This is a genomic window from Brevundimonas aveniformis DSM 17977, assembly GCF_000428765.1.
Lineage (GTDB): Bacteria > Pseudomonadota > Alphaproteobacteria > Caulobacterales > Caulobacteraceae > Brevundimonas > Brevundimonas aveniformis.
The window spans coordinates 78,711-92,368 of record NZ_AUAO01000001.1 but is presented as its reverse complement, the minus strand read 5'-3'; the positions used below and the strand labels follow the sequence as shown (position 1 = coordinate 92,368).

The 13,658-nt window shown below is 65.7% G+C and carries 15 protein-coding genes; 12 read left to right on the top strand and 3 right to left on the bottom strand.

The features are described from left to right. Positions 1 to 7 precede the first annotated feature (7 nt). Complete coding sequence (locus tag G391_RS13335; protein ID WP_051257016.1) at positions 8 to 1,237, top strand: anthranilate synthase component I family protein; 1,230 nt, start codon at positions 8 to 10, stop codon at positions 1,235 to 1,237. Here G391_RS13335 and G391_RS0100480 read toward each other — a convergent pair. After that, complete coding sequence (locus tag G391_RS0100480; RefSeq protein WP_029085772.1) at positions 1,201 to 2,091, bottom strand: Hsp33 family molecular chaperone; 891 nt, start codon at positions 2,089 to 2,091, stop codon at positions 1,201 to 1,203. The genes G391_RS13335 and G391_RS0100480 overlap by 37 nt on opposite strands. A 99-nt stretch (positions 2,092 to 2,190) precedes the next feature. Between G391_RS0100480 and G391_RS0100475 the strand changes: the two genes are divergently transcribed. Both G391_RS0100475 and serA read left to right on the top strand, forming a co-directional pair. Beyond that, positions 2,191 to 3,471 carry an SDR family oxidoreductase gene (locus G391_RS0100475; protein ID WP_029085771.1) on the top strand — a complete coding sequence of 427 codons (1,281 nt, stop codon included), beginning with the start codon at positions 2,191 to 2,193 and terminating at the stop codon, positions 3,469 to 3,471. 45 nt (positions 3,472 to 3,516) lie between these two features. Continuing rightward, complete coding sequence (gene serA, locus G391_RS0100470; protein WP_029085770.1) at positions 3,517 to 5,409, top strand: phosphoglycerate dehydrogenase; 1,893 nt, start codon at positions 3,517 to 3,519, stop codon at positions 5,407 to 5,409. Between the two features lie 10 nt (positions 5,410 to 5,419). Here the strand turns inward: serA and G391_RS0100465 are convergent, their stop codons facing one another. After that, positions 5,420 to 5,791, bottom strand: coding sequence for a hypothetical protein (locus G391_RS0100465; protein WP_029085769.1), 372 nt, complete (start codon positions 5,789 to 5,791; stop codon positions 5,420 to 5,422). A gap of 151 nt (positions 5,792 to 5,942) precedes the next feature. Between G391_RS0100465 and rpmH the strand changes: the two genes are divergently transcribed. The 5 genes from rpmH to G391_RS0100440 all read left to right on the top strand — a co-directional run bounded on the left by rpmH (position 5,943) and on the right by G391_RS0100440 (position 10,060). Continuing rightward, on the top strand, positions 5,943 to 6,077 hold the full coding sequence (rpmH, locus tag G391_RS0100460) for a 50S ribosomal protein L34 (RefSeq protein WP_029085768.1): 135 nt from the start codon (positions 5,943 to 5,945) through the stop codon (positions 6,075 to 6,077). 23 nt (positions 6,078 to 6,100) lie between these two features. Further along, a complete protein-coding gene (rnpA, locus tag G391_RS13330; RefSeq protein WP_051257015.1) occupies positions 6,101 to 6,499 on the top strand; it encodes a ribonuclease P protein component in 399 nt (132 codons plus the stop codon). Between the two features lie 57 nt (positions 6,500 to 6,556). Continuing rightward, positions 6,557 to 8,371: a membrane protein insertase YidC gene (gene yidC, locus G391_RS0100450; protein ID WP_029085767.1), complete on the top strand. Its 1,815-nt coding sequence runs from the start codon at positions 6,557 to 6,559 to the stop codon at positions 8,369 to 8,371. Continuing rightward, on the top strand, positions 8,368 to 9,009 hold the full coding sequence (gene yihA / locus G391_RS0100445) for a ribosome biogenesis GTP-binding protein YihA/YsxC (protein WP_029085766.1): 642 nt from the start codon (positions 8,368 to 8,370) through the stop codon (positions 9,007 to 9,009). The genes yidC and yihA overlap by 4 nt, the downstream gene beginning before the upstream one ends. A gap of 64 nt (positions 9,010 to 9,073) precedes the next feature. After that, entirely contained in the window at positions 9,074 to 10,060 is a 987-nt protein-coding gene (locus tag G391_RS0100440; protein ID WP_029085765.1) for an LLM class flavin-dependent oxidoreductase, read from the top strand. Here the strand turns inward: G391_RS0100440 and G391_RS15525 are convergent. Further along, entirely contained in the window at positions 10,057 to 10,233 is a 177-nt protein-coding gene (locus G391_RS15525; protein ID WP_156893808.1) for a hypothetical protein, read from the bottom strand. The two genes, G391_RS0100440 and G391_RS15525, sit on opposite strands and share 4 nt — an antisense overlap. A 74-nt stretch (positions 10,234 to 10,307) precedes the next feature. Between G391_RS15525 and argB the strand changes: the two genes are divergently transcribed. The 4 genes from argB (at position 10,308) to G391_RS14985 (ending at position 13,654) form a co-directional block, all read left to right on the top strand. Beyond that, positions 10,308 to 11,234: an acetylglutamate kinase gene (gene argB, locus G391_RS0100430; RefSeq protein ID WP_029085764.1), complete on the top strand. Its 927-nt coding sequence runs from the start codon at positions 10,308 to 10,310 to the stop codon at positions 11,232 to 11,234. Further along, a complete protein-coding gene (locus G391_RS0100425; protein WP_029085763.1) occupies positions 11,231 to 11,887 on the top strand; it encodes a pyrimidine 5'-nucleotidase in 657 nt (218 codons plus the stop codon). The genes argB and G391_RS0100425 overlap by 4 nt, the downstream gene beginning before the upstream one ends. Continuing rightward, the gene (gene dapD / locus G391_RS0100420) at positions 11,884 to 12,735 is read left to right on the top strand and encodes a 2,3,4,5-tetrahydropyridine-2,6-dicarboxylate N-succinyltransferase (RefSeq protein WP_029085762.1); all 852 of its coding nucleotides are present in this window, start codon (positions 11,884 to 11,886) and stop codon (positions 12,733 to 12,735) included. The genes G391_RS0100425 and dapD overlap by 4 nt, the downstream gene beginning before the upstream one ends. Positions 12,736 to 12,850: 115 nt before the next feature. Beyond that, positions 12,851 to 13,654 (top strand): hypothetical protein, encoded by an 804-nt coding sequence (locus G391_RS14985; RefSeq protein ID WP_029085761.1) that lies wholly within the window; start codon positions 12,851 to 12,853, stop codon positions 13,652 to 13,654. Positions 13,655 to 13,658 lie beyond the last annotated feature (4 nt).

Below are 13,658 nucleotides of genomic sequence, written 5' to 3'. Positions count from 1 at the left end.
CCATCTCATGCGCGCCTACGGTGAGGAGCCGTGGGCAGCCTTGTTGTTGTCCGACGGGTCATTCGGGGCGGAACGGTCGTTTCTGTTTCGCCGCCCGGCGCGTGTTCTGGTTCTCGAGGCGGCAGACCCGCGTGATCCGGTCGAGGTTGTTCGGGCCTTCCTGGCGGAACGACAGGGGATGGTGGTGGGTCTGGGAAGCTACGAGCTGGGGGGGCGGTTCGAAGGCCTGGCCCTGGCCCGCGATTTGGCCTGGCCGGACCTGATTCTCGCCGACTATCCCGCCTGGCTGGTTTTCGACCACGCGGGTCCCACCGTTGAGGGGGTTGGCGACGCCGGTGCCTGGCTCGAAGCTGCCTCAGTTCAGGCGGGTCCGGCGCGGACCGGATCACTGGCGGCCGACAGGCCGCCTGCGGCCTATGAGGCAGCGGTGGCAGACGTGGTGCGCCGGATCGGTGAAGGCGAGCTGTTCCAGGCCAATATCGCTCAGGGCTGGTCGGGCGTTCTGGGAGAGGGCGACACCCCGTTTCAGGTCTTTGAGCGGCTGGTCGCGGACAGTCCTTCGCCTCTGGCGGCCTACTGGCGGCTGGAGGGCCGGGCGCTTGTGTCCCATTCTCCCGAGCGATTTCTGTCGCTTGACGCCCGGCGGGTTCGCACCCGCCCGATCAAGGGTACCCGCCCGCGCGGCGACGGCCCCGAGGCCGATGCCGCCCTCGCCACCGAACTGGCCGCCAGCGCCAAGGATCGGGCCGAGAATCTGATGATCGTGGACCTGATGCGCAATGATCTGGCGCGCGTTTGCACGCCGGGGTCGGTTCAGGTGACGGCGCTGAATGTCGTCGAGCGGTTTGCCCACGTCTGGCATCTCGTCTCAACGGTCGAAGGTGAGCTGGCGGACCGGTGCGGGATCGCCGATCTGATCGGCGCGACCTTCCCGCCCGGCTCGATTACAGGGGCCCCCAAGCATCAGGCCATGCAGGTGATTGCCGAGCTCGAGGCCGGCCCGCGCGGTCCGTGGTGTGGCTCGCTGATGCGGATGGCCGGGGATCGGGAGATGGATTCCTCAGTCCTGATCCGAACGGCAGCCTTCGTCCAAACAGACGGCACCTGGCACTGGAGGTCCCAGGCCGGGGCAGGGATCACTGCGGACAGTGACCCCCACGCCGAACGGCTGGAAACCGAAGCAAAGTTTCGCGCCTTACGTCAGGCGCTGGCTCCGGCTTCTTCCGGCGACACCTGATAGGTCCGCGAACAGAATTCGCAGGTTACATGGATCTGGCCGTCCGGCTCGATCATGTCGGCCACGGCCTCAGGATCGAATGAGCGGATCATCCCCTCGACCCGTTCCTGGGAACAGCGGCACTGGGCGACCAGGGGCTTGCCGGGCAACAGGCGCACGCCGTCCTCGTGGAACAGGCGGAACATCAGGGCCTCAGCCGACAGTCGGGGGTCGGTCAGTTCGTCTTCCGCCAGAGTGTTGACGATGGCACGGGCGTGGTCCCAGGCGTCTTCGGTCGAGCCCCGCAGATCGTCTGGCGCGATGAGCTGGATCATCAGGCCGCCGGCGCGCCATTTGCCGTCAATGCGCTGGACCCCGAGCACCACCCGGGTCGGGAGCTGTTCGGATTGATTGAAATAGGTTTCGGCGCACAGCGCCAGGGTTTCGCCCTTGATCGGTGCGGCCCCCTGGGTGCGGCCCATGTCCTCACCTCGATCGACGGTCATCACAAAGGCCCCCTGGCCGAGCAGGGTTTCGGCCCCTGGGCGCACAAAGCCCTGGGACACTTCGGCCACGCGATCCGGGTCGAACTTGCAGTAGCCACGCAATGAGCCGTCGGTATCGTAGTCCACGACCAGATAGGAGACGGGGCCATCGCCCTGGGCCTGTACGATCAGGCGACCGTCAAATTTCAGCGAGCCCCCGACGAGGGCCGCCAGCGCAATGGCTTCACCCAACAGGTTCGCCACGGGTTCAGGATAGGCGTGGCGGCTGAGAATCTCGTCAGCCACATCGCCCAGCCGCACGAGACGCCCCACGACCGGTCGGTCGGGCAGCAGAAACTGTGCGGTCATGTCATCATGCGGGAAAGTCATTCGGACCAGATAGGCGTTCGCCTGCCGTCTGATAAGGTCTAGAGGAACTTGAGCCTGATCCCGCCCGTTTGAATGGTTCGTCCCGGAGACGCCTGACCCATGAGCCGCACGCGCCTGAAACCGTTGAACCAGCAAACCATCGCCATTACCGGGGCGACCTCGGGCATTGGGCTGGCGACGGCGCGCCGGGCCGCAGAGCGTGGGGCGCGGGTCTTTCTGATCGCCCGCGGCGAAAGCGATCTTCGGGCGCTGTGCGAAGAACTGCAGGACAAGGGCGGACGCGCTGCCTATGCGGTGGCGGATGTGGCCGACCCCGAGGCCCTGGCGGCGGCGGCGGACAAGTGCCGTCGGTTGTTCGGCGGCTTTGATACCTGGGTGAACAATGCCGGGGTGTCGATCTATGGCCCCATTCGTGAAACCCGCACGGAGGATCACAGGCGGCTGTTCGAGACGAATTACTGGGGCGTGGTGAACGGGTCGCTGCTGGCCGCAGAAGCCCTGCGCGAACAGTCCCGGGGCGGAGCCATCATTACAGTCGGGTCGGTACTGGGAGATGCCCCCCTGCCCGTGCAGGGGGTCTATTCGGCATCCAAACATGCCGTCCGAGGCTTCACCAACGCATTGCGGATGGAGCTGCTGCGCGAGAAGGTCCCCGTGGTGGTCACTCTGGTCAAGCCGGCGGCGATTGATACGCCCTACAAGGACCACGCCCTCAATCTGACCGGCCAGGCTATGCACAATCCCGGTCCGGTCTATGCCGCCCATGTTGTGGCCGACGTCATTCTGCACTGTGCCGCCCATCCCATCCGCGAGATCACCGTGGGGGGGGGCGGGCGATTGATGGCGGCCTTCCACCATCTGATTCCGGGGGTCGCAGAACCCCTGTTTGCCCTCGCGTCACCGGCCATGCACCGGGACCGGGGCGTCGACTATCAAGCCCACGACGATGGCCTGTGGGATCCAACCGAGGACGGTCTGATGGAAGAAGTTCGCTATCCCTTTGTGCGCCAGTCCAGCCTGCTGGCTCAGGCGCGGATGCACCCGCGGGCGACGGCCGGCGCGGCGCTTGGGCTCTTCCTGTTGCTGGCCGGTGCGATCGCCGTTCAGCGCCTGATCGGCCAGGAGGCCCGGGAAGCGACGGGCTTGCGGCGCTGGCGCGCGCGTTTCGACGGTTGGCGGGATGGCGTGGGCGAGCGTTGGCGCGATCTGGATGTCGGCGGGCGGATTCGTGATCTCGATCTGCCTGGACGGACCCGACCGGTTCGGGATCGGGCGATGCGCTATGCCAAGGACCATGCGGTCGAGGGCGTCGGCACGGTCGCCGCCGTGGCTGCGATCCTCGGGGCCGTTGCCGTGGCCATGAATGATCGGCGGGAGTAGCCGCCACCCCTTGCCGCACCTGCGAAGACGGGTCAGCTTGGACGGATGCGAACTCTCCCCACGCTACTTATCGATTTTGATTCCACCCTGGTCAGCTTCGAGACGCTCGAGGCCCTGGCCGAGATCGCGCTGGCCGGTCATCCCGACGCCGAGGGGCGACGGGTCGATATCGCGCGCCTGACCGACGAGGCCATGGAAGGTCGGCTGGATTTCCATAAGGCCCTGATCCGCCGCCTCGAACTGATCGAGGCGGACCGAAGCCATGTTCAGGCGGTGGCGGATCGCGCGGTGACGGGACTGGCCCCGTCGGTGGCGCGTAACCTCGAGGCCCTGCGCCGTCACGCCGATCAGGTCTGGATCGTGTCCGCCGGATTCAAGGACGTGATTGCGCCGGTCGCCGAGGCGATGGGGCTGGATCCCTCGCATATCCTGGCCAATGACCTGATCTACGACGCCGAGGGCCGGGTGAGCGGGGCTGATTCCGACAACCCTCTGGCCTGGGAGGACGGCAAGCTGTCGGCCGTTCAGGCACTGGGCCTGGCCGGACCGGTCGTGATGATCGGCGACGGCTGGGGCGACTGGCGGGTGCGTGAGGCCGGCCTGGCCGACCGCTTCTGGGCCTTCACCGAGGTCGTGGCGCGGCCTCGTGTCGTCGACCGCGCCGATGGCGTGGCCGCGAGCCTGGACGAGATCCTGCACGCCGAAGGGTTCGCGGGACGCTTCTCTTATCCGCGCGGTCGCATGAAGGTGCTGCTGCTGGAGAACGTCCACCCGAAGGCTGCCGAAAGACTGCGCGCCGAGGGCTATCAGGTCGAGACGGCGAAGGGCGCGCTCAGCGAGGCCGAGCTGATCGAGCGTGTCGCCGGTGTCCATGTTCTGGGAATCCGCTCCAAAACCGAGGTGACGCCAAACGTCCTGGAGGCTGCGGATCGGCTCCTGGCCATCGGGGCCTTCTGTATCGGGACCAATCAGGTCGACCTGGCCGCTGCCGCGGACAGGGGCGTCGCGGTCTTCAACGCGCCGTATTCAAATACCCGCTCGGTCGTCGAACTGGTGCTAGGGCTGACCATCGCCCTGACCCGCCGCGTGGCCGACAAGTCGGCGGCGCTACACGCGGGGCGCTGGGACAAGTCGGCGGATGGATCCCACGAACTGCGCGGGCGCACTCTGGGGATCGTCGGCTACGGTGCCATCGGGGCGCAACTGTCGGTCCTGGCCGAGGCGCTGGGCATGAAGGTTGTCTTCTTCGATCTCGATGAAAAGCTGGCCCTCGGAAACGCTCAGCGGCTCCGCAGCCTCGATGCCCTGCTGGCCCAGGCCGATGTGGTGACCCTGCACGTTGATGGGCGGGCCGAGAACGCCGCATTGATTGGTCGCGAACAACTGGGCCGCATGAAGCCCGGTGCGATCCTGCTCAATCTCTCGCGTGGCCATGTGGTCGATGTCGAGGCCCTGGCGGAGGCGTTGGCGTCCGGCCATCTGGGAGGAGCCGCCGTCGATGTCTTTCCCGAAGAGCCGATCACCAATTCCAGCGGTTTTCTCAGTTCCTTGCAGGGGCTGCCGAACGTCATTCTGACGCCGCATATCGGCGGATCGACCGAAGAGGCCCAGGAAGCCATCGCCGAGTTCGCCGCCGAACGCCTGCTTGGCTTCGTCAATCGCGGTGACACGACCTTTGCCGTCAACCTGCCGAATGTGCGTCTGGCGGAAGTGTCTGGGGCGCATCGCCTGCTGCACATCCATCGGAATCAACCGGGCGTGCTGGCGGCAATCAACCGGGCGCTGGCTGAGGGCGGCCTCAACATTCTGGGTCAGCACCTCAAGACCGACGAACGCACCGGCTATGTCATCGTCGATGTCGAGGGTGACTACGATCGCGGGGCACTGGACGGCCTCAAGGCCGTCGATGGAGCCTTGAAATTCCGGGTGTTGTACTAGGCATCGGCGCTTATCCCATCGCTGAAAATGCAGTCAGAGAATCTGGATTGGCCCAGACCCCGGCTGCAATGGCTATCGCGAGCGACCAAACGCTCCCAACGAGGGCAATGAGGCTGCTCTCACCGGCATTCGGTTCCGAGCTCCTCTGCCATTTTGCGGCAAACTTCAGTGCGACCCATCCTCCGGCGAATGCCGGGAGGAGCGTGGGCGCGAAGATGACAAGCGTCGTCGCGGTTGATCGTTCTGTGGCTCCAAGCCAGAAATCCAAAGGCTTGAACAATTTCCTGTCGCTGGAAATGGATGCCCTGAGGACATGCATGCCTATAGCCAGCACGAGCCAGCCGCCGAATATCGATGCGAGATAGGCCATCAGATAGATCACGCTTGAATTCTCCATGGTTTCACCAACGCTCGGACGAGCGTGAATTGGCGCCGCCGGCGTTGACTCCCAGCCCCCTTTGCGCCTATACGCCCGCCTCCCGCGACGAACTTTCGGTTCGGCGCTGACTTTCGTATTGCCTTGGAGCCTTCCCGTGAAGCGCACTTATCAGCCCTCGAAGCTCGTCCGGGCTCGCCGCCACGGCTTCCGCGCCCGGATGGCCACCAAGAACGGCCAGAAGATCGTGGCTCGTCGTCGCGCCAAGGGCCGCAAGCGCCTGACGGCCTAAGGCCGTTCGGCCTTGTCAGGCCGATGCCAGACATCGAACGAGTTTCAGACGACGCGCCCCGCAAGGAGCGCGTCGTTTTGCGTCGGCTGAAGGTCCGGCCGCAGTTCCTGGCCGCCGCCAAGGGCTTGGCTCGCCCGTGTGGCGCGGTTCTGATCCAGACGCGCGACCGGTCGGACGGAGACGCCACAATCGGCGTCGGTTTCACGGCCACGAAAAAGCTGGGCGGGGCGGTCGTCCGTAACCGCGCCAAGCGCCGCCTGCGCGAAGCCGCACGCGCGCTGTTGCCCCTTCATGGCGTGGCGGGAGCCGACTATGTTCTGGTCGCACGCCAGTCTTGTGCCGAGCGCCCATGGGACCGTTTGCTTGACGATGTGAAAACCGCGCTGATAAGGCTCGCCGCCGACCGTGGGCTTGAGCCGTAGCGCGCCCTATATAGCCAAAGCCCCAAACGACCATTTCCGCGAAAGCCGCTTATCTCCATGCAGCAAGAGAACAACCGCAACCTGGTGATCTTCATCGTCGCCTCGTTGCTGATTTTCGGCGTCTACTACTGGTTCGTCATGCGCCCGATGGAGCTGCGTCGGGCCGAGGCAGCCCGCGCTGCCGCCGAATCGCAGACCCAGCAGACGGGTATTGGAGCCGAGCCCGGTACGCTTTCCACCGACGCGCCCTCGGCCTTTGTGGACGAGCGGACGGCCCTGGCCCGCTCCGCCCGCGTTCCGGTCAATACGCCGGCCCTGACCGGTTCGATCAGCATGACCGGCGGCCGGATCGACCAGCTTTATCTGACCGACTACCGCGTCAGTCTGGACGGCGAGGAGCGCATCGAGCTGTTGCGCCCCGAAGGCGTCGAATATGCCTATTTCGCCTATGTCGGCTGGCGCGGCCAGAACATCGAAGGCCTACCGGGGCCGGACACCCAGTGGGTGCTTCGCTCCGGCGAGGAACTGTCGCCCGGCAGCCCCATCGTCATGAATTATGACAACGGCCACGGATTGACGTTTACCCGGACCATCGCGGTCGACGACCAGTATCTGTTCACCATCACCGACCGGGTCGACAACAATTCCGGTCGCAGCGTGACACTGGCCCCCTATGGGTCGATCCAGCGTCGCGGCATTCCCGCCGATCTGGGCCGCCAGCACATCGTGCACGAAGGGGCGATCGGCGTTTTCGGCGAAGAGCTGCACCAGTCCAAGTACAACAGCTGGGCCGACGAAGATCAGCCGGAGGAATTCTCGTCGCAGGGCGGCTGGATCGGCATCACCGACAAATACTGGCTGACCGCGTTCATCCCTGAACAGGACGAGACCTTCCAGGCCCGGTTCGCCACGGCCGAAACCGGCGGCCTGCGCACCTATGAGACGGTGTTCCAGTCGCGTACCTGGGTCATCCCGGCCGGCCGATCAGCCACCGAGACCGTGAGCCTGTTCGCCGGCGCCAAGCGCAACGAAATCCTCGGCGCCTATGGCGAGCAGCTGGGCGCGCCGCGCATGACGGACGCCATCGACTGGGGGATTTTCTGGTTCCTGACCAAGCCGCTGTTCGCCGTGCTGGAGTTCTTCTTCGGTCTGTTCGGCAACTTTGGCGTCGCCATTCTGGCGCTGACCGTGGTGGTCAAGCTGGTGCTCTTCCCGCTGGCCAACAAGGCCTATGAATCCATGTCCCGGATGCGGATGCTCCAGCCTAAGATGGAGGAGATCCGCGCCAAGCATAAGGACGACCCTGCCAAGCAGCAGCAGGAAATCATGGCCATGTACCAGCGCGAGAAGGTCAATCCGCTGGCCGGCTGTTGGCCGATGTTGATCCAAATTCCCATCTTCTATGCCCTGTACAAGGTGCTGTTCGTCACCATCGAGATGCGCCATGCGCCTTTCTTTGGTTGGATCCGCGACCTGTCCGCGCGTGACCCGTCCAACGTCTGGAATCTGTTCGGACTGATCCCGTGGGATCCGGCCAGTGCGCCGCTGATCGGGGGGCTGATCGGTGTCAGCACCCACGTCGGTGGTCTGACCCTGGCGCTGGGCGTCCTGGCGATCCTGTATGGCGGCACAATGTGGCTTCAGACCCAGATGAACCCGCCGCCGACCGATCCGACCCAGCGGCAGATCTTTGCGATGATGCCGATCCTGTTCACCTTCATCATGGCCCCGTTTGCGGCGGGTCTGCTGATCTACTGGACGTGGTCGAACATCCTGACGATCCTCCAGCAGTATGTGATCATGCACCGGTTCGGAGCCGAGAACCCGATCGACAGCTTCATTGCCCGGCTGCGCAAGCCCAAGGACGCATGACCGACGCCTTCACCGAGGATCAGATCGAGGCGGGGCGGGTTCTGTTCGCCCAGCCGGCGACCTTTGTGATGGGCTGCGCCAAGATCGAGCAGCTGCCGGCACCAGACCTGCCGGAAGTGGCCTTTGCCGGGCGGTCCAACGTCGGCAAGTCCAGCCTGATCAATGCGCTGGTCGGCATGAACAAGCTGGCGCGGGCTTCGAACGAACCGGGCCGCACGCGAGAGGTCAACTTCTTCGATCTGGCCGGGCGGCTGCGCCTGGTCGATCTGCCGGGCTACGGCTGGGCCAAGGCCGGAAAGCAGGTGACCAAGAAGTTCCAGAACCTCGGCCGCGACTATCTGCGCGGTCGGGTCAGTCTGAAGCGGGTCTATCTGCTGATCGACAGCCGCCATGGCCTGAAGTCGGTCGATACCGAGGCGTTGGATGCCCTGGATGAGGCCGCAGTGTCCTATCAGGTCGTTTTGACCAAGGCCGACAAGCTCAAGAAGGGCGAGGGGGCGGCCATGGCGGCCCAGACCCTCAAGGCGATCGCCAAACGGCCGGCGGCCTACCCGGCGGTGCTGGTCACCTCATCGGACAAGGGCGAGGGGATGCCGGAACTCCGGGCCGAGATCATGCGGGCCTGCGAGATCGTCTGACCCGGTTCGGGGCACCGCGAGGCCTTGGGCGCGGCTTGAGCCTCCCCATATGGCGGCGATGACCATGCCACCGATTTCGATCCTCGACCTCGCGCCCGTTCCCGAAGGGTCCGACGTCGGAACCTCGCTTCGCAACACCCTGGACCTGGCGTGCCGGGCCGATCAACTCGGGTATGCGCGCTACTGGCTGGCGGAGCACCACAATATGCCGGGCATCGCCTCGGCGGCGACCTCGGTGGTCATCGGACAGGTGGCGGCGGTGACCGAACGAATACGGGTCGGCGCCGGCGGAATCATGTTGCCCAATCACGCGCCGCTACAGATCGCTGAACAGTTCGGTACGCTGAATGCGCTCTATCCGGGACGCATCGACCTGGGACTGGGCCGGGCGCCCGGCACAGACATGGCGACGGCGCGTGCCCTGCGCCGGACGCTCAACTCGGACGTCGACAGCTTCCCCCAGGATGTGCTGGAGCTTCAGGCCTGGTTCCAGCCGGCTGAGGAGGGGCAACGCCTGCGCGCGGTGCCTGGGGAGGGTCAGAATGTCCCTCTGTGGATTCTCGGCTCGTCGCTCTATGGCGCGCAACTCGCCGCCGAGCTTGGGCTGCCCTATGCCTTCGCCAGCCATTTCGCGCCCGGTGATCTGGTCAACGCCATCCGCGTCTATCGGGAGACGTTCCGGCCCTCAGAACAGCTCGACAAACCCTATGTCATGCTTGGCTACAACGTCATCGCGGCACCTACGGATAATGAGGCGCGCAACCTCGCCACCTCGATCCAACAGGCCTTTGTCAATCTGAGAACCGGCCGGTTCGGCAAGTTTCCGGCCCCGCAGCCGGGCTATTTCGAATCTCTCGATCCCGCAGCCCAGGCGATGCTCGATCAGGCCCTGGCCTGTTCCGCCGTCGGATCACCTGAGACGGTGAGGACGCGCCTCGACGCCTTCATCGCCGAACACCAGCCCGACGAGCTCGTCGTTGCCAGCCAGATCTGGGATCACGCGGCACGGGTGCGGTCATATGAGATCCTGGCGGAGGTGGCGGGCCTCTAACCCCCGCCCGTTCGACCGGTCGCCTTGCCGGTCCCTTCGCAGACCGGACAGACCTCCCCCGTAGCCAGGGCCCCCGCGCCCTCGCATTCGGGGCAGAGCGTGGCGTCGACGTGCTGGGCGGCGGCTGGATCGCCGGCCCCCAGATTGCGGTCGTTGATTTCGTGGTCCGTCATCCGGGTTCAACGCGCGGGTCGGTTGCCGGTTTCTTCCGTGACATCGGGACCGGAGAGCCTTATCAGCCCCGCCCATGGACGAGATTGAACGCCAGTCGGAAGAACGGGCCTGGGATACAGCCAAGATGCTGGCCGAGGCCCTGCCGTATATCCAGGTCTATGACCGGGAAACCGTGGTCATCAAATACGGTGGACACGCGATGGGCGAGGAGTCCGTCGCGCGCCAGTTCGCCGCCGATGTGGTGCTGCTGAAACTGATGGGCGTGAACCCGGTCGTCGTGCACGGCGGCGGGCCGCAGATTTCGGCCATGCTCGACAAGGCCGGGGTGAAGTCATCCTTCGTTGACGGGCTTCGCGTCACCGACGCCGACACCATGCAGGTGGCCGAAATGGTCCTGTCTGGGGCCGTGAACAAGGAAATCGCCCACTGGATCACCATGGCCGGCAAGGAGGCAGACGTGCGCGGCGTCGGCCTGTCGGGCAAGGACGCCGGGCTGTTGACGGTCGAGAAGACCCGCCGCACCAAGCGCGACCCTGACAGCATGATCGAGCACGAGGTCGATCTGGGTTTCGTGGGTGAGCCGACCAGGGTGGACGCCAAGCTGATCAAGCGGCTGATTGAGTCTGATGCCGACTGGGTGCCGGTGATCGCGCCGATCGGGGTGTCCGAAACCGGTCAGACCTTCAACGTCAACGCCGACACCGTCGCCGGTGCCGTGGCCGGGGCGCTGGATGCCAAGCGGATGCTGCTTTTGACCGATGTGCCGGGCGTCAAGGACAAGGCCGGCAGTATCATCCGCCAGATGACGGTCAGCCAGGCGCAAGGCCTGATCGAAGACGGCACCGCCTCGGGCGGCATGATCCCCAAGCTGGAAACGGCGATGGCCGCGGTCGAGGCCGGAGTCGAGGCCGTGGTCATCCTCGACGGGCGGCGTCCCCACGCCATGCTGGTCGAGCTGTTCACCGAGCACGGGGCGGGGACGTTGGTGCAACGGGGATGAGCTTCGGCCACGTCGACACCTGGCTCTTCGACCTGGACGACACCCTGTACCCCGAAGAGTCCGGGATCATGGATCTGATCCGGGAGCGGATCACCGGCTTTGTCATGCGCATCACCGGGCTGGATGCGGAGGAGGCCCGGATCGTTCAGCGCGGCTGGTTCGAGGCGCACGGGGCATCGTTGCCGGGGCTGCTGCGCGAGCACGACGTTTCGGTCGAGGAGTTTCTGATCGACATCCACGATGTGCCGCTGGATTCGATCGCGCCGGACGCCCGGCTGAGGGCCGCGCTGGCGCGTCTGCCGGGGCGACGATTCGTCTTCACCAATGGCTCGTCGGGCCATGCGGAGCGCGTGCTGGAGAAGCTGGAGATTGCCGACCTGTTCGGTGACGTCTTCCACATCGAATCCGGCGACCTGATCCCCAAGCCGGACCCGCGCACCTTTGAGGCCATGATCGCCCGGTTCGGCATTGACCCGACCCGCGCCGCCTTCTTCGAGGACACGGCGCGCAATCTGAAGCCAGCGGCGGACATGGGCATGACCACGGTGCTGATCGGGCCGCACGCTCTGGCGTCCCAGGCTGCGTTCGTGCATCACAGCGCCGAGCATCTGACGCCCTTTCTGGAATCCCTGACGTTCGAGGACGCCGCATGACCGACCTGGCCGCCATCAAGACGAGCATCGAAGCCGCCTGGGAGGACCGGGCCAATATCTCGACCGCGACCCAGGGCGATGTCCGAAAGGCGGTGGAGACGGCGCTGGCCCATCTGGATGACGGTCGCTTGCGTGTCGCCAGCCGTGAGGATGACGGCACCTGGACGACGCACCAATGGCTGAAGAAGGCGGTGCTGCTGTCGTTCCGGCTGAACGCCAATCAGGTGATGCACGGCGTCGACGACGCCCACAATCACTCCGCCCTCGGGCCCTGGTGGGACAAGGTGCCCAACAAGTTCTCGAGCTGGAGCGCGCGTCGGTATGAGGACGCGGGTTTCCGCGCCGTGCCGGGGGCGGTGGTCCGCGCCGGATCGTTCATCGGCAAGAACGTCGTGCTGATGCCGTCGTTCGTGAACATCGGGGCCTTCGTCGATGAGGGAACGATGGTCGACACCTGGGCCACGGTCGGTTCCTGCGCCCAGATCGGCAAGAATGTGCACCTGTCGGGCGGAGCCGGCATCGGCGGGGTGCTGGAGCCGCTCCAGGCCAATCCGACCATCATTGAGGATGGCTGTTTCATCGGTGCCCGCGCCGAGGTGGCCGAGGGCGTGATCGTGCGCGAAGGCGCGGTCCTGGCCATGGGCGTCTATCTGTCGGCCTCGACCAAGATCGTCGACCGAGCGACTGGCGAGGTCTATCGCGGCGAGGTCCCGGCCTGGTCGGTCGTGGTCCCCGGCGCCCTGCCGGACCCGAACGGCGGGCCGAGCCTGTACTGCGCCGTCATCGTCAAACGCGTCGACGCCCAGACACGGGCGAAGACGGGGGTGAATGAGCTGCTGAGGGACTAGGCGAGGCCCCAACGGTCACTGACATAACCAGTCAGCTTCCAGTCATCATCAATCCGCCAGATAGGCGTGAGGGGGTGGCCCGGCCACCCGGACAGTCCTCACGGGGGAATTTCTCATGGCGGCGCGGTCGGTCCGGATTCTGACGACGATTTCGCTGGCGGCGCTGTCGCTGGCCGCCTGCAACACACGGTTGGCCCCGTCGCAGGATGCGCCCAGCGGCCCGCCGCTGCGGGTCGATCTGATCCATCCCGGCGATCAGCCCGAGGGCCCGCCGGTGCCGCCCGCGGATGCCCCCGCCGAGTTGGCTGAGGCGGTGGAGCCTGCCGATGCCCCCGCCGCAGAGGACACGGCCACGCCGGCGGATGCCCCTGTTGCGCAAGCCCCCGTCGAGGAAGCTCCAGCTCCGGCTGCACCGCCGGTGGCGCTGACCCCCGTGGCCGATGCCGAACCCCCTGTCGAAGCGCCGAGGGTCACACCGATTGCCATCTCACATTGTCAGGCCGATGAGCGCCCGCTGTACAACTGCCCGTTCACGGATGGGCGGGTGCTGTCGGTATGTGCGGGCGATCAGATCGCCTATCGTTTCGGTCGACCGTCGCATCCTGAGCTGGAGCTTCTGCGCGACCCTGAGTCAGAGGCCGTGAGCTACAGCCGGGTGCGCCGCGGGGATCAGGCCGGCCAGACCCGCCTCCGGTTCCAGAACGGGGCCTATGACTATGTCGTCTATTCCGCCGGTGCCGACGTCCACAGCGAGGATCGCCGTGCCGGAGATTCGGGCGTGGTCGTGCGCCGTAGCGGGCGTGAGATTGCCCGCTTCGAATGCCCCAGCGCCTCGGCCCAGACGATGATCCCCGTGGCGATGCTGCGTGACACGGTGCGCCAGGAAATGGGTCAGCGCCGCCTTCGAGGCTGGTGGTAGGCCG